Annotated in this window: 22 protein-coding genes; 9 read left to right on the plus strand and 13 right to left on the minus strand. The window is 37.9% G+C overall.

The genetic code is table 11. The annotated features are described in order from the left end of the window. The coding region (locus DYY66_RS11445) for a fibronectin type III domain-containing protein (RefSeq protein ID WP_166289493.1) at window positions 1–732 on the minus strand (732 nt) is incomplete at its 3' end. A 569-nt stretch (window positions 733–1,301) separates the two neighbouring features. Between DYY66_RS11445 and DYY66_RS16660 the strand changes: the two genes are divergently transcribed. Both DYY66_RS16660 and DYY66_RS11460 read left to right on the plus strand, forming a co-directional pair. After that, on the plus strand, window positions 1,302–2,320 hold a 1,019-nt coding region (locus DYY66_RS16660), incomplete at its 3' end, for an NAD(P)/FAD-dependent oxidoreductase (protein WP_394352648.1). 242 nt (window positions 2,321–2,562) lie between these two features. Beyond that, window positions 2,563–2,877: a hypothetical protein gene (locus DYY66_RS11460; RefSeq protein ID WP_166289500.1), complete on the plus strand. Its 315-nt coding sequence runs from the start codon at window positions 2,563–2,565 to the stop codon at window positions 2,875–2,877. A gap of 130 nt (window positions 2,878–3,007) precedes the next feature. Here DYY66_RS11460 and DYY66_RS11465 read toward each other — a convergent pair whose 3' ends face one another. After that, complete coding sequence (locus DYY66_RS11465) at window positions 3,008–3,205, minus strand: hypothetical protein (protein WP_166289503.1); 198 nt, start codon at window positions 3,203–3,205, stop codon at window positions 3,008–3,010. Between the two features lie 139 nt (window positions 3,206–3,344). On the opposite strand from DYY66_RS11465, the gene DYY66_RS11470 reads away from it, so the two are divergent. After that, on the plus strand, window positions 3,345–3,926 hold the full coding sequence (locus DYY66_RS11470; protein ID WP_166289506.1) for an NADPH-dependent FMN reductase: 582 nt from the start codon (window positions 3,345–3,347) through the stop codon (window positions 3,924–3,926). A gap of 35 nt (window positions 3,927–3,961) precedes the next feature. Here DYY66_RS11470 and DYY66_RS11475 read toward each other — a convergent pair whose 3' ends face one another. Beyond that, complete coding sequence (locus tag DYY66_RS11475; RefSeq protein ID WP_255496460.1) at window positions 3,962–4,390, minus strand: universal stress protein; 429 nt, start codon at window positions 4,388–4,390, stop codon at window positions 3,962–3,964. Window positions 4,391–4,559: 169 nt separating this feature from the next. Between DYY66_RS11475 and DYY66_RS11480 the strand changes: the two genes are divergently transcribed. Continuing rightward, window positions 4,560–4,865 (plus strand): hypothetical protein, encoded by a 306-nt coding sequence (locus tag DYY66_RS11480; protein WP_166289508.1) that lies wholly within the window; start codon window positions 4,560–4,562, stop codon window positions 4,863–4,865. A gap of 19 nt (window positions 4,866–4,884) precedes the next feature. Here DYY66_RS11480 and DYY66_RS11485 read toward each other — a convergent pair whose 3' ends face one another. Then, window positions 4,885–5,265 (minus strand): hypothetical protein, encoded by a 381-nt coding sequence (locus tag DYY66_RS11485; RefSeq protein ID WP_166289511.1) that lies wholly within the window; start codon window positions 5,263–5,265, stop codon window positions 4,885–4,887. 63 nt (window positions 5,266–5,328) lie between these two features. Continuing rightward, window positions 5,329–6,501, minus strand: a complete 1,173-nt coding sequence (locus tag DYY66_RS11490; protein WP_218583735.1) for an NADP-dependent malic enzyme — start codon at window positions 6,499–6,501, stop codon at window positions 5,329–5,331. A 317-nt stretch (window positions 6,502–6,818) separates the two neighbouring features. On the opposite strand from DYY66_RS11490, the gene DYY66_RS15350 reads away from it, so the two are divergent. Further along, entirely contained in the window at window positions 6,819–7,124 is a 306-nt protein-coding gene (locus DYY66_RS15350) for a TRAM domain-containing protein (protein ID WP_166289514.1), read from the plus strand. Window positions 7,125–7,291: 167 nt separating this feature from the next. Here DYY66_RS15350 and DYY66_RS11500 read toward each other — a convergent pair whose 3' ends face one another. The 7 genes from DYY66_RS11500 to DYY66_RS11535 form a co-directional block, all read right to left on the minus strand. Further along, window positions 7,292–7,591, minus strand: a complete 300-nt coding sequence (locus tag DYY66_RS11500) for a hypothetical protein (protein ID WP_166289517.1) — start codon at window positions 7,589–7,591, stop codon at window positions 7,292–7,294. 48 nt (window positions 7,592–7,639) lie between these two features. Further along, window positions 7,640–7,948, minus strand: a complete 309-nt coding sequence (locus tag DYY66_RS11505; RefSeq protein WP_166289520.1) for a hypothetical protein — start codon at window positions 7,946–7,948, stop codon at window positions 7,640–7,642. A gap of 55 nt (window positions 7,949–8,003) precedes the next feature. Next, window positions 8,004–8,558: an HD domain-containing protein gene (locus DYY66_RS11510; protein WP_166289523.1), complete on the minus strand. Its 555-nt coding sequence runs from the start codon at window positions 8,556–8,558 to the stop codon at window positions 8,004–8,006. Window positions 8,559–8,646: 88 nt separating this feature from the next. After that, window positions 8,647–8,790 (minus strand): CxxC-x17-CxxC domain-containing protein, encoded by a 144-nt coding sequence (locus DYY66_RS11515; protein ID WP_101478192.1) that lies wholly within the window; start codon window positions 8,788–8,790, stop codon window positions 8,647–8,649. Window positions 8,791–8,931: 141 nt separating this feature from the next. Further along, the coding region (locus DYY66_RS11520; protein WP_218583736.1) for a hypothetical protein at window positions 8,932–9,405 on the minus strand (474 nt) is incomplete at its 5' end. Window positions 9,406–9,909: 504 nt separating this feature from the next. Then, entirely contained in the window at window positions 9,910–10,287 is a 378-nt protein-coding gene (locus DYY66_RS11530) for a hypothetical protein (RefSeq protein WP_394352649.1), read from the minus strand. Between the two features lie 94 nt (window positions 10,288–10,381). Continuing rightward, window positions 10,382–10,996: a tetratricopeptide repeat protein gene (locus DYY66_RS11535; RefSeq protein WP_166289535.1), complete on the minus strand. Its 615-nt coding sequence runs from the start codon at window positions 10,994–10,996 to the stop codon at window positions 10,382–10,384. A 126-nt stretch (window positions 10,997–11,122) separates the two neighbouring features. Between DYY66_RS11535 and DYY66_RS11540 the strand changes: the two genes are divergently transcribed. Next, a complete protein-coding gene (locus tag DYY66_RS11540; protein ID WP_166289538.1) occupies window positions 11,123–11,401 on the plus strand; it encodes a hypothetical protein in 279 nt (92 codons plus the stop codon). 30 nt (window positions 11,402–11,431) lie between these two features. On the opposite strand, the gene DYY66_RS11545 is transcribed toward DYY66_RS11540, so the two are convergent. Continuing rightward, window positions 11,432–11,932, minus strand: coding sequence for a hypothetical protein (locus DYY66_RS11545; protein ID WP_255496461.1), 501 nt, complete (start codon window positions 11,930–11,932; stop codon window positions 11,432–11,434). 1,944 nt (window positions 11,933–13,876) lie between these two features. Here DYY66_RS11545 and DYY66_RS11560 point away from each other — a divergent pair. The 3 genes from DYY66_RS11560 to DYY66_RS11570 all read left to right on the plus strand — a co-directional run. Then, on the plus strand, window positions 13,877–14,446 hold the full coding sequence (locus DYY66_RS11560) for a hypothetical protein (protein ID WP_166289548.1): 570 nt from the start codon (window positions 13,877–13,879) through the stop codon (window positions 14,444–14,446). 84 nt (window positions 14,447–14,530) lie between these two features. Next, window positions 14,531–14,884 (plus strand): hypothetical protein, encoded by a 354-nt coding sequence (locus DYY66_RS11565; RefSeq protein WP_166289551.1) that lies wholly within the window; start codon window positions 14,531–14,533, stop codon window positions 14,882–14,884. Window positions 14,885–15,138: 254 nt separating this feature from the next. After that, window positions 15,139–15,386 (plus strand): hypothetical protein (locus tag DYY66_RS11570; RefSeq protein ID WP_166289554.1); only part of this gene is annotated, 248 nt, incomplete at its 3' end.

Genomic DNA, 15,386 nt, shown 5'->3' on the forward strand with positions numbered 1-15,386 from the left:
GCCTGGAACTGTTATGATCTGTGTGGGCACAGCTGTTGCTGTGTTTGATTCATTGCCTATGCCAATAGAATTTATCGCATAAACTTTGTAAGTGTAGGTATGTCCTGCCTGTAATCCTGTATGTGAGTAAGTGGTAAGTGTGCTGGCAGAGTTTGCTACTATGTTAATGGGAGCCCCCGAGTCTAGCGTGTAATTTATCCTGTATCCTGTCACTGGCGGTCCGCCGTTAGGTGATGGCGCACTCCATGAGAGATTTATCTGCGTTGAAGAATATATTGATGCGACAAGATTCTGTGGAGGATTTGGAGCAATGTGTTTTGGCGGTGCAGAACTGGTTGTGGGAGTTGCAGGTTGCTCAGGTGTAGGGTTTCCGGTACCAATTGCATTTATTGCATAAACTCTGTAGATGTATGTCTTGGTTGTAGTCAAACCAGAATGGGTATATGTTGTAAGATTTCCTAATGTCACAAGTGTGGAATAGGTCGACGATGGTGCAATCCTGTAATCTATCCTGTATCCTGTAATCGGTGAGCCACCATTATTCTGAGGCGGATTCCAGTTGAGATTTACACTTGTAGGGGATACAGCTAGTGCACTAAATCCTGTTGGTGCGTCAGGTACTGTCGCAGTTTGAGCAAAAGACTGGTTTGCAAAAAAACCAATGCTTGCTATTGCCATTATAGATATGATTGATGTTATTATTACAAAATCACTTTTTTGTAAATTTCTCATGTTTTTGTCCCCACAAAACAATGCAAGTCTTTGTACCTTATTGTTGATAAGTCATACGGAGGAATTATTTTCGATCAATAAATGAAAAGAATTTTGGTAAAAATGTGCTTTTTGTACNTGTTTCTTGGTCTTGATCTTACCATGCAGTTACAACAATTACAATACAGGTCTACCGTATCATCAGTTGCAGGCCTGTCTTGCTTGTCATGGCATGCCTCTCTTGACATGAAAACCCCGCAAATCTGGCATCGTACCTGACCTGACAAGTAGCGGCTAGTGCCATCTCTTGGCTTTCTAACCTTATGTTCTTTGCAAAGTCCTTTACAGACACCCTTGTCTTTATTCATGACTGACTCTTGCTATGGACGAATAAATTCTATGCACTATAACGTTGTGGTATGGTGGTATACTGATACCACAAACCCATCTTGTTAGCTGATACGCATTGCTTTTATCTTCTTGTNTTCTAACGTTGTGGTATGGGCGGTATACTGATACCATAAATCCATCTTGTTAGCTGATACGCATTGCTTTTATCTTCTTGTTGAAAAAGGTGAAAGTGACCCAAAATGATAAGAAAATTTAGTACACAAAATCCTGCAAAAACCAAGATATTGATACTCGGAGGGGGATTTGCAGGCAGCAATGTATTGCGTGAATTACAAAAACAGTTCAAAAGAAATGACGTTGAAATTACTCTAGTAAGTCAAGATAATTTTTTTCTTTTTACTCCAATGTTACCTGAAGTTTCATCTGGAATGCTTCATGCAAGCGATATCACTACGCCGATTAGATCTTTTTGTAAAACTGCAAATTTTTGCCATGCCAGAATTCTCTCAATCGATATGGAAAACAAGCATGTCTCTGTAACTAGAATATTTGATCAAAAAGAAACTATACTAGAATATGATTATCTTGTTCTTGCACTTGGCAGCAAGGATAATTTCTTTGGCAATGCCAACATCGAAGAATTTGCATTTACAATAAAGACATTGGAGGATGCTATAGCCATACGAAATCATATCATCAGTGTATTGGAATGTGCTGACCAAGAAAGAGATCCTATTCTCCAGGAACAACTTTTACGATTCATTGTAGTCGGTGGTGGATTTGCCGGAATAGAAATAGCTACTGAGATACATCACTTTTTAAAAGATGCCACAAAAAGCTATTACAAAAATATTGATTCAAAAAAAATTCGTACAATTGTTGTATCTGCACGAGAAGGCATCTTGCCTGAAGTTGGTGATGAGCTTGGTAAATTTGCACTTGATTATATTCAAAAATCAGGAATCGAAGTAATCACAAACACCAAGGCAGTAGATGCCGCAGAAGATCATGTGCTCCTAAGTGACAATGCCATAATTCCTTGTGCTACTCTTATCTGGGCAGGTGGAGTTGTAGTAGATCCTCTTATATCTACACTCAAGTGCGAACATGGCCAGTCAGGTCGCGTGATAGTTGACCAATACCTGAGACTAAAAGATCGTCCTAATGTCTTTGCATTAGGAGATTGTGCCAATCTGGTTGACAACAAAACTAACACGATATATCCTACAACTGCGCAGATTGCGATAAGGCAAGCCAANATGAGACTACAAGATCATCCCAATGTCTTTGCGTTGGGAGATTGTGCTAATCTGGTTGACAGTAAAACTAATACCGNCGACTAAAAGATAATCCCACTGTCTTTGCGCTAGGAGATTGTGCTAATCTGGTTGACAGTAAAACTAATACCGTATATCCTACAACTGCGCAGATTGCAATAAGGGGCAAGCCAAGCTAGTCTCAGAAAATCTGGTTGCATCTATTTCTGGTAATGTAAATTTGATGAAACCGTTTCTGTATCATAACAAAGGTGTGATGGCTACGATAGGAAAAAGAACTGGTGTTGCACTTCTTAACGGAAAAAAAGTACGTGGATTTACAGCATGGGTCTTGTGGAGATCATTTTATTGGGCGCACTTGCCAACACGTGAAAAGAAAATCAAAGTCGGATTTGATTGGCTGCTTAGTTTGATATTTCGTGCTGATATCATGACAGTTGGATTCATCAAGAAAAAAACCCTGAGTAGACTGGAAACTCCAATGTCATCTGTACTGGAGCATAGCATGGACCACTCACAAAACACATCATATCTGTAAATGGATGTTTGACAGGGCTAGATCTGAATAGAACGTATCCTATCTAAACCACNGTAGCGCGGACCACTCGCAAAACACATCATATCTGTAAATGGTTATTTGGCAGGGCTAGATCTGAATAGAACGTATTCTATCTAAACCACGGAAAGTTTTCCTTGTCTGCTTGTTTTGGAAGTTCTTCGATTATTGCTTGTGCTACTTCGGTATGGTTGTATGTTATGTGTCGTAAAAGTTTCTTTGATCCTTCATCCATGGACAAACTTTCATTTGCTTCTCTGATGATGTCCTTGCACTCTCTGCATGGGTTGAATTCTATGAAAAATTTCAATATGTTTTCACTCGGTATATGTTGGGAGTTCCTATTATTATTTGACTTGGGATTGTAAAACTCGGTCACACTTGCATATCTGGTGTTATGTGTTAACACTAAAATGAGATTATTTATCAAATAAAATGGTGATACATGTATGACATTTAGAGTTCTAGGAGTAGGTTCTAGCCTACGTGACAAAGCATCTAGCACAACAGCGCTATCCGTAGCCTTGAATCTTGCAAGTAAGTATGGCGCAGAGACTAGGATATTTGATCTAAGGCAAAATAAATTGCCATTGTACGATCCAGGCGAAAACGATTCAAGCCTTGAGATAAAAAAGATAACAGAAGATGTATCCTGGGCAGATGCCTTGATTCTTTCTACGCCTGATTACCATGGTTCCATGTCTGGTGCGATGAAAAACTTTCTTGATTATTTCTGGGCGGAGTTTGCAGGAAAAACTTTTGGGTACATCTGTGCATCTCATGAAAAAGGTTTGACAGCAATGGATCAAATGAGAACCGCAATAAGACAATGTTATGGGTGGAGCATGCCTTATGGTGTATCCATAAATGACCGTGAAGATTTTACCGATGGAAAAATGAATCCAAAACTCGAATCAAGATTGGACATGTTGGCAAGAGATCTAGTTGTGTATGGTACCATATTGCGCCAACAGTTTGTAAAAGATTTGGGCGAATCTGCAAATACATTTGCATCTAGATATAGAAAGTGACTTTGATTTCTGTATTGATATATCGTTCCAGAATATTATTTCACAATCAAGACTGGGCATTTTGAATGCTGTGACACGCCACTTGCAACACTTCCAAGCAACAATCTCTTAAAACCTCCAAATCCACGTGAGCCCATTATTATCAAGTCTACGTTGTGAGATTCTGCATACGATGTCAGTGAATCTATAATTGATGTTACTTCTAGTACGTCGATTTTGTACTGTATCTTTGATTCTTTTAATCTTGATTCTAGACTTTGTGTTGATTTTATTGCATCTTCTTTTAAAAGTCGTGTAGCTTCAATGTATGCTGTTCCAAAATATGGCTCTGTTGGTGTCTGTATTGAAACGCATGTAACAATGCTGATATTTGCACTGTATTTTACTGCCATGTCAATTGCATATTCAAATGCATGAGTTGCAGACTCTGATTTATCATATGGCACCATGATGTGCTTTATCATGTGTTTGTTTGCTCATTCTGTGATTTAAACAATTTAAATTCTTAATTTTTTATTTGATTTTATCTGATCTGGTATGTGGGTTAGTCTGAAATTGTCCCTTGTTTTTCATAATTGTTAAGATTTATTANATAATTGTTAAGATTATTAGAAATATACTTGGAGGGTACTTGTGTTATTTGGAGTCTTTGCGATACATAGCCCCGATCTATGTCCCATGAATAATAAAAACAGCAAAAAAATTTTCCTAGAAATACAAGGAAAAATGAAAGCAACACAAAAGAAATTCAATATAACCAAAGTGTTGGGTTTTTACATGTCAGTTCTTGAGCACGAGTGGATAATAATCTTGGATGCAAAGAGTGCACATGATATAGAGCAGATGTGTATACATGTGGGAATATCAACAACAAGTACCGTGAAAATTGTCCCAATAAATGACATGCAGAAGGTTATGCAAGCGCTAAAAGCTACCTAGTATATTCACAAAAATAACTTCAAGTCTTTTTGAAATCGTTTATCATGTGAGCTATCTTTGTTGATAACGTAATTGGGCTTACTCTTTTTGTACTTGTAACGATGATTATATTTCTGTGGTATGGGAAACTAAACATTACAAAGTCGTCCTTGTCTGAATGATGGTATCTAATTGGTCCATAGAGATCATCAAATTTTGCTCCAAGTGAAACATCTAATGTGCATTCCATGTGGTGAACATCATTCCATTTTTCTAAACTTGGTTGTGTAAACCCTCTATGTGCTATGCCATGAAGCAGTCTGCCGTTATCATCTAGTATTGAGACAGAGCGTATGTTCCTGTCAGCATCTAGTATGAATTTGCAGAATTGGTCTAATTTTACAGTCTTTGATATGACCATGTTAGGATCCAAGGTATAGTTATAATAAAAAGCTGATCGTTCACAATGCCATTCATGCAGGCATTATTTTTTATAAAATCTTTTTAATGCTCTAGATATGTTTTGCTGAAGATTCTTGTTTCCAACGTTTGGTATTATGTTCTCATAATGAAGTTGTTTTCTTGGTATGGTGTTTGCAACCGCAATTGCTGCGGCATATAGTATCTTTGTATCTATTTTTTGTATTCCATGATCAAGAATTGCTCTCATTAGATACGGAAAGACTAATGCATTGTTTACTCTGTTATTGAACTGATAACTGCCTGTAGCAACAATTTTTGCGCCTGCTTTTTTTGCCATGGGTGGATAAATCTCTGGCTCTGGGTTGGTCAGAGCAAACACTATCGAGTCCTTTTTCATAGATTTTATGGTATCTTCGGTGACTAGATTGCTAATCCCTGAAACCCCGATAAAGACATCTGCATTTTTCATCACATCTTCAAGAGTGCCTTTCTCTCTTTTTGGATTTGTATGTGCGGCAATTTCATTTTTGTACTGATTCATGTTTTTTCTTCTACCTTTGTAAATTGCCCCTGTTGAATCAACTACAATCAGATTCTTGCATCCTGCAAATTGTAGTAGTTCTGTTATGCCAACCCCTGCCGAGCCTGCACCTGCGACAATGATCTTTACCGAGTTTAATTGTTTTTTGACAAGAGCAAGTGAGTTCACAAGGGCTGCCAGTGCTACAACTGATGTACCGTGTCTATCGTCATGAAATACTGGAATTGGTATTTTTTCTTGCAACTCTTTTGAAATTTCCAAAACTTTTGGTGATTCAATGTCTTCTAGATTTATTGCGCCAAATACTGGTTCTATTGCAGTAATGGTTTGAATTATTTCTTTTTTATCTGTTGTACCAAGACAGATTGGAAATGCAGTAATTCCAGCATACTGCTTGTACAATATTGCCTTGCCCTCCATTACTGGCATTGCTGCATACGGTCCAATATTTCCAAGACCCAAAATTCTTGTACCATCTGTTACGATTGCTACATTATTTCTTTTTGATGTAAGAACAAATTTTTTTTCGGGATGATCAAAGACTTCTTTTGATACTGCAGCAACACCTGGTGTGTATATCAACTGGATTTCTTTTATGCTCAGGTTTCGTGACTTTTTGCCTAGTAGTATAGTGCCCTTTAGTTTCTTGTGTAGCATTATTGATTTCTTGGCAATCTCACTTGATGATACCATGATATCATTCAAGAGGTTCTTACTATTAAAAATTCAAGACTGTTATTTTTTTAAAATATGGTATACAATAGTTAGTTTAGAAAAAGGATAAGACCTTTTTTACAGGTCAAATTATTTTATTTCTTCTTTGCTTTTGCTTTTGATTTTGCTTTTGGTTTTGCTTTGGCTTTTGCCATGAATAATTGGCTCCGCTATCCGTATTAAGCATAATGAAATGAGCGAATGATCGATAAAGAGTCAAATTTTTGACATCAAAAACAAATTTCGAGCATTTTTATTGAGTATCATCAATTCCACGATCAGAAGGAGGTGCGACGATGAGTTACAACGATAGAGGCAGCGGCGGTTACGGCGGACGATCAGGCGGAGGTTACGGCGGCGGCGGTCGAAGATTCGGCGGCGGTGGCGGTAGAAGTTTTGATAACAGCCCAAAACCAGTAGAAACCGGAAAGGAATACGACGTTTCCATTACTGAAATCAGTAGAAAAGGCGACGGTATTGCAAGAGTAGAAGGCTTTGTAATATTTGTTAAAGACGGCAAAGCTGGCCAGAATGCAAAGGTAAGAATTACCCAAGTAGGCCAGAGATTTGCTTCTGCTGAACTAGTAGAAGGTTCCCAATAAAATAAGGCATTCAGATAACAATCTGTTTCCTATATTTTTCTTATTTTTATCTAATAATTCAATTTGAATCATATTTTGCTAGATTTGTTTGATATCTGATATTTGTTCTTGATATGTGAATACCATTATCTCTGTCTTGAATTCAAACTGAATTTTTTTGTAAATAGTTATTTGATATTTGAAATGGCGTTTCTTATGTCGCCTGATTTTTCAAATATTGTTTTTCCTATCTCGTCTACTTCGATTCCTGTTGGTTTTTTACCTGAATGTACAACAAAATAATATGTCTCAAACTTGCCTATGATGGAGCCATGGGTGTACCCGTAGACATATTCTGACTCGTTTCCTATCTGAAATGCTGCTTGGAATTGGGGCAGGCGAAGATTTTTGACCAGTCCTGGGATCTTGGATATCTCTTCGTCTATCATGCTATCTAGAATTTTTTTATCTTTTTTATCTAGTGCCATGCTTGAGGGGTGTACTGGCTCAATAAAAGTCTGACACGGTACAAAATATCAATTTGCTTTATCTTTTTTCTCGTGTGATGACATTACTTGCCTTATCTCTTTTGCACGTACCTCTACCATCTTTCTGATCTCTTTGCTTTCATCTGAGTCTGGTATCTTTCCGTGTCTTCCAACAATCAATCCTGCAATGTATCCTTCCATCTGGCCTACTAGGTATCCGTATATGAAGTCCGAACCACTCTTGAACTTCCAAACCTTTTGCAGTCGTGTCTCACCTTTTTTGAGGATGGTTACATTAGGGCACCAGTTTTTGATTGCATTTTCCAACTCTTTTTTGATTTCTGGGCCAAGTACCATGGAATCTCTTTTCTGTTTTCAACTCTAAAAGGTTTGTTGAATTGATCTCATGTAGTCACTGAAACACAACAGGTCGTAACCCGTATGATGTAATGACCTCATTAACCCCATTTACAAAACCCGCAATTCCTGGAATCTGATCCTTGTTTTTAATCAGGTCTGGTTTTATCACGTTCAGATAGTATAGTTTCTTTTTCATTTCCTTTATTTTTCTTGTCCTTGAAAGCGGTGAATTTTTCAAATTTTTGATGCTTGAAGATATGTCGCATAACTTGATCAATTTTGCATCAAGGGTTGATTCCTTTAGTTGTTTTACATATTGTTCTTCTTGTATTGATTTTGGAAGGCTCTTGTCCTTTGACATTGACAAGACAAGAACTGCAACACTGGAACCAAATCTCTGGTCCAATTCGTCAAAGCTTGTATTTGTATAGTCTATGATGTCCTGGAGCCAGGCAGCAGCTAGTGTATCTTCATCTGTTACTCCGAGATTCTTGAGCCTTGTTACAACTGCTGTCAAGTGTTCATAGTGTGAAATGTTTGCATCCTTTCTTATTGTGCCAAGGTATCGCTCTTTTACAAAATTTTCTGCAGACTGGATCTTTGACAATGACTACACAATTTTTGAAATGAACTTAATCGTTCTGATCTAACAATATGGTTTAGTTCAAAAAAATTTTTTTTAAGCGTTTTTCAGCCTAAAATCTGCGTGCTGGACGATGTTTTGGTAAACATTCTTTGCAATATACTGGTCTTCCTTCTGCTGGTTTGAAGGGAACCTGTGTTTCTTTTTTACAGTCTGCGCATGTGGCAGGAAACATTTGTCTGTCTTCTGTTGACATGATCTCCGTTGCTAAATGCTACATAATAACTGTTCACTCAGGATTTTTAGACCTTTATCGCATGTTTTGCCTATGTGGCTTTAGTATGTTGGACCGATCATGAAATCATTCCACGGCTGTTCGTAGGTAGTATTTTTTACCTCAAGTACGATCTATCATTGCGGCAAAGCCCCTTGCTCTGAAAATTAAGATGATTGAGAACATTCCTGCTACTAGTATCGTCAAGGCAATGGGAAATTCTGGAACTGGGTTAGTCTGAGTGACCAGAAATGTATTTGCCGAGTCTTCAAAGAACTGCGAATTTTTGTCAATGCCTGCTGGGTTGCTTGTTAAAGCTAACGTGTATTGATTTCCATTGTTGAGATAATAAAATATGTTCTCGCTAAATGATGTCGAGTTGTCCATTGTATACTGGGTAACAGAATTGGCTGTAACACGTACTCCGTCATTGAATCTATCCACTACGCCACCGTACATTTTTGTCTTGGAATCTATGCTTGGGGTTGTTAGCTCTTGGTCGATTGTGGCAAGGATGTCGTTATCCGAATGGCTGTTTATTTGATCTATGGCATTTTGTGAGATGTATCTGTGATAAATCCCAAATGTTGCATATTGNGATAATAAAATATGCTCTCACTAAATGATGTTGAATTGTCTGTTGTATACTGTGTAACAGAACTGGCTGTAACACGTATTCCGTCATTGAATCTATCAACTATTCCATTGTACATTTTTGTCTTAGAATCTGGGCTTGGACTTGTAATTTCTTGGTTGATTGTGGCAAGTATGTCGTTATCTGAATGACTGTTTATTGTATCTATGACATTTTGTGCGATATATCTGTGATAAATTCCAAATGTGGCATATTGGGTTTTGTCATTATTTGAAAATACCACTATTGCGTTACCTGACATGTTTGTTGGCAAGTTGTGCAAAATTACCCAGTTCAGGGGAGGCTGGATGGAAAAACTATAGGTGGCATTTTTGTAAGAGTTTGAATCGGCATATCTTGTAGCGTCTGAAAACATTGAAGTGTTGTGACTTGTTGCATATGCTAAACCTGTGGAAAATAATAGAGTCAGGGTTACTGCAATTATTGGTATTGACTTGTTCATGATTTTATGAAAATTTCCTTACGATGGGTAAGCAATTATCTATTATTCTGAGCACTTCGGAGCGAATTACTTTTTTATCTATTGATGCCCATACGGTATTTTTGCCCAGTGCAAAAGAGATGGTCTGCACCTTTTCTCTTTCCTCCCACATGAATTGTACATCGCCAAGCTGCTTGTTAAACTGGGATGCCATGCGAGTCTTGATTGCAAGATGTGAAAACTGGTCGGATGTATTTTTTATGCTAAGTAATGGCTCATGTCCTGGCCTTCTCTCATATGCTACAACTTTTCCTTTACTGTCTATTACGCCTGCAAATCTAACGTACTGGCTAATGACACGTATCTCTCTTACAATTCCTTGTGCGTCTTTCTTGTTCAACACCCAGACTCTAATTTTTTACTATATAATCATTGTCCGTTTGTCATGTGTTACATTTTGTGCTGATTACAAATTTGATCTCAAACAAGATCAAGAATTATTGTAAAAAGTCTCGTTTCATACTATTTACAGCCTCTTGTTTTAATTGCATGGCAAAAAAATTGTCTGGCTCGTAATCTAGTACTGTATCAAAGTATGCTATGGCTTCATCATACTTACCAAGATGTGACAGAGCAAGGCCTTTGTTTATTATGATATTTGTCTCCTTTGGCTGGGTTTGAAGAATCTTGTCAAAGCAATCTATTGCCTCTCGATACCTGCCTACGCTGTCAAGTGAATATCCTTTGAGTGATAGGGCACCGGGATCATTTGGTACTAGTCTTAGGGCCTGCTCAAAACATTCCAGTGCATCCTCGTATCTGTTCATGTTGGGGTTTGACAAACACAGCCCCTTGTTGACAAATGCCCCAAAGTTGTTGGGATCTATTCTCAACGATTTATCGTAATACTCTATTGCATCATCAAACCTTAGCAGCATCTGAAATGATATTGCCTTGTCATACAATAGTTCGGCATTATTTGGCTCAATCTCCAAAGCCCTATCTAGGTTTAGCACAGCTTCTTCCTGATTTCCATCCTTTTGTGACTTGAGTGCTTTTTTGTGTAATGATTCCACAGAATCGTTTCTAGTTGTTGCACCCGATCTGTTCAATGGTACCATTATGTGATTCTGACTGATAAAGATTCAATCTGTGTATTTTGGTATAACATAATTTCTTGTTGCAAAAATTGGCAATAATCTTGACAATTATAATGACCTTCTACAAAGTTTGGAATATTGAACCCAAGTCGCAAGAAAACAATCAACATATTTGCAATTGTTATTGTATTGCTGATTGTAATACCTGAAATTGTTGGCCACACTTTCTTTGACAAGGCTCATCCTGAAAACTCGTCAGTCGTTGCAGCACTTGCTCTTGCAAACAAGTTTAGTGCAAGTACACACTCTAGTCCAACTTGTCACCTTACAATACAAAATGATTCTACTAATGCAGCGATTGCACGGGCAGCTGGTCTTCAAGGTCAGTATGGAAACTTTACCTGTGTTAGTCCTTGATTCTGATAACTCGTATTTTTAATGATGAATTTACTTGATGATCTTGCACTTGACGGTTATGTCTTTTGCAGATACATAATATGTGTAACACAAAATTGCAACTGATATCAATCTTAATGGTGTCTCATAATTTGTAAGAAATGAAGTAGCTGTTCCGCCTATGGTGCCAAAGACTGATACTATAGAAAACCCGATTGATCCGCAACTGCATGCTCCTGCTCCCGCACCTATGATGGACCCGAAAAAACCAATTCCTGATCTCTTCAAGCTATTTTTCATAATGCGTATGCGGTAGATGCTAAAACTTGCAACAATTCCTGATAGGGCCGAGATTGTTACAATTATGATAAAGTCAGCAAATGCATATGCTGGAACATAAAATACTATTGTAGGCGAGAGAAAAATAAACTCTGAAACTATGGAAAGTGACACAAGCAGTGTGACAAATATTACACATGACAAGTAAAGGTACTTTTTGTTAGAGTAAACAATTGCAAATGCCTTGCCATACAGCATGTCATAAAATACCATTGGGAATTATTTAATTGTGTTTTATGAAATCAGTCTGGTGCCAAGTGTGAAGATATCAGCTAACCTGAATTGGTACTGATAGCGGAGGTGATAATGCATTTGGATTGGATATGCTCTGCCACACAAATATTTGCGCAACATATGTTCCTGCAGTATGTGGCATCCATGACTGTCCTAGATTCAGGGTCTGCTTTGGTGCCATTGAACCTGTTATCCAAGACAGTGAAACGGTGATTCCATTGTTGTCTTGTATCTGTACTAGATATGCAAATGGTTGGTCTCTATTTTCTTGATTTGTAACATTTGAAACAATTTGGATCTGTTGGTTTACACTTATCTTGTCAACTGCTTTTCCTGTCGAGTCTACCACTCTTGCATTATCTGCAGGTGCTTGCTCTAATGGAGGAAGAGATGTACCTGCAATTGTTGTTGCAGTGATATGTAATTGGTCAGAAGGTGAATGTGGAGGAGGCAGAGTCATGTCTGTATAATCTGCAGTTACTGTATCCCCTGGCGTAACATGTATTCTGTTTCCAGATGAGCTCAAATCTGTTGNTGTAATTCCATTACTGTCTTGTATTTGCACAAGATATGCAAATGGTTGGTCTCTATTTTCCTCGTTTGTAACATTTGAAACAACTTGTACCTGTTGGTTTACGTTTACCTTGTCAACTGGTTTTCCTGTCGAGTTTACTACCCTTGCACTGTCTATAGATGCCTGTTCTAATGGCGGAAGTGAGGTGCCTACAGTAGTTGTTGCAGTAATGTGTAATTGGTCAGATGGTGAATATGGAAGAGGTAGAGTCCTGTCTGTATAATCTGCAGTTATGGTGTCTCCTGGTGTAACGTGTATTCTATTTCCAGATGAGCTCAAATCTGTTGTAAGGTATACATTTCCTTGAAAGATTCCAGTGTTTGGGCCTGTTTCTGTCATTGTCACCTTGATACCTCCAGAATCTGAATCTGACCAAACATTTGCATCAAATTNAGTAGACGGTTCCTTGAAAGACTCCTGTGTTTGGACCTGTCTCTGTCATTGATACCTTGATGCCTCCGGAATCTGAATCTGACCAAACATTTACATCAAATTTGTCAATTGCATCTGGGTTGAGGTTCATATCCAAGTCGGTTATCTGTAATGTTCCTTGACTGTTTACGGGATAACTTGGCTGTAGCCATTTTATGGTTCCTAGATTCCATTGAATTGTTCCAGACCCTGTGACCACTTGATCACGATTGTACTCAAACGAGACTGTAACCCCATCATTTCTGTTACTTGGAAGAAAACCGTTTGTTGGACCACATACGGGATTGCATGTTGATTGAATCCCCGTGGGATTTGTACCATGTCCGTCTACCCCGGTTGCTCCCTTTGCCGTAGGGTCTCCAGTGAGTGTTACATACCCGCTAAATATTCCTGTGTTTGGACCTGTCTCTACCAAACGATATGGTATGCTGTTGCCACTTGTAGAGACTGTAATTTTATCATCTGCGGTAACTCCGATTTCATCTATCAGATTTGGATCTGAGTTGAAATCTGGGGCATAGATTGTAATGTATACGCGGTCAGTCCAGCCAAATATTTTTTTGTTAAGTTGTATGGGCGATGTTGCTGAAAATGCATTTTGGGGTATTATGATGAGACCCATGATAATTATTGAAATTATGATAATTTTCTTCAAATGCNTCTGTCAGTCCAACCAAATACTTTTTTGTTAAGTTGTATGGGTGTTGCAGAAAATGCATTTGAGGGCATTACAACAAGACACATGATAATTATTGAAATTATGATAATTTTCTTCAAGTGCTATTTAGTACTGTAGTGGACACCATCATAAACATTGAGATGATATTGTGTGATAGTCTTTGTATGCTTTGAAAAATATGAGATGCATCAGTTTACTGCAAGTTTCTTATTAGGCACTAGTGCGAGTTTTATTACGCTTGGTAAAACTCTCTCTGATACGCGGTCCTATAATCGCGGCAATTGGTTTGATTGTAGTAATCGTAGGAGCCAATCTCTTTGATACTTCATACCAATCAGTAGAGTCAATCATCGGAACAACATTTAGTATATTTACAGATAAACAGATTCTTCCAAATCAATTTGTAAACTCTACAATTCTTTCAGCTAATCTAAAAGAACACAATGTCATCATAGTACACGCAATACCATCGTCTGTATCTGTAAAGTTAGAAGGTGTAGATCCTAACGGTATGACTTTTGAAAAAGAAAGCAAAGATGGTTTTCTGTATCACATCATACAAAGAAGTAATCAGGGTGGATCATATATCATTAAAGTACTTGATACTGGAAATCAACCCGTGAGAATTAATGCTGTGATGGCCGAAGATCCATTCTTGAGTAACAAATGTAGTGTAGAATATGGGACGAAATGTGATATAGTCTATCTATCTGTGGGCATGGTTGCAAGTGGAATAATTGCATTCATTGTTGGCGTTGTGATTGGGATGTATTACTTTAAAAAAGAACAAAATCTCCAAAAGAAATAGTTCCAATCTGGCTTGGCATCATAACTCTGGATGATTTGTGATAACCATCAATAGTCTTATCAAGTCATGTGACCATATCATTTCATGTCAAAAGCACCTACTGCTCCAAAAGATTGGGACAAGCTATGGCTTGAATATAACAAATCACTCAAGGCATGGATGCAAGCCTTTGAATCTCTTCAAAAGGCAACCAAAGATGTCCAAACAAAGTATAATGATGTCATGGCAAAGGCACTCAAGGAATCAAGTGACAAAACTATGAATCAGTTTACTGAAAACTGGCAGAAATCTATGAGCCAAGCAGGAATTGATACATTCAAACAATTTGAAAATAATTGGCAAAAAATATTCAATCAATCTGGAATGGATCAAGTAAAAGCATATGGCGATATGATGAACAAGTTTGCTGAGACCTGGCAAAAGATGTGGAGCAAGTAAAACCATCTGCCTTTTCAATTTTATTTCAAAAACTTGGACTAGTGAGGTGCAAAGCTGTTTTAGCTGAAATATTGCCAAGTCTGATTTGTAAAGTACTAGGAAATCGCTTTGCTTGATTTTGGATCAAAAGTGGATCATTTTGAGCTCAAAAATCGATTTCAACATAAAATTTGTTGCCAACTTTCTTAGCGATCCTAGCTAAGAAACCATTTGACAGAAAGGTTTTTAATATTCGGAAATTTAGAACACACAAGTTGAATTCCAGAATACTTTTCGCTGTATTAGCAGTTACAATCTTCTCATTGGCGGCATCTTCCATGTCAGCATTTGCTCAAACTGGAACAGCTGCAAATAGAGTAAGTGAGGCTACTGTAAACGAACAGACTTTTATCACACTGTCTGGTGAAGATTCTACAGACCCACACTTCCAAGCCATCTCATATCAATGGCAACAGTTGTCTGGCGAACCGGTGACTTTGTCATCAACTTCTGATGTTGACAT

This window comes from Candidatus Nitrosotalea sp. FS (genome assembly GCF_011319475.1).
Lineage (GTDB): Archaea > Thermoproteota > Nitrososphaeria > Nitrososphaerales > Nitrosopumilaceae > Nitrosotalea.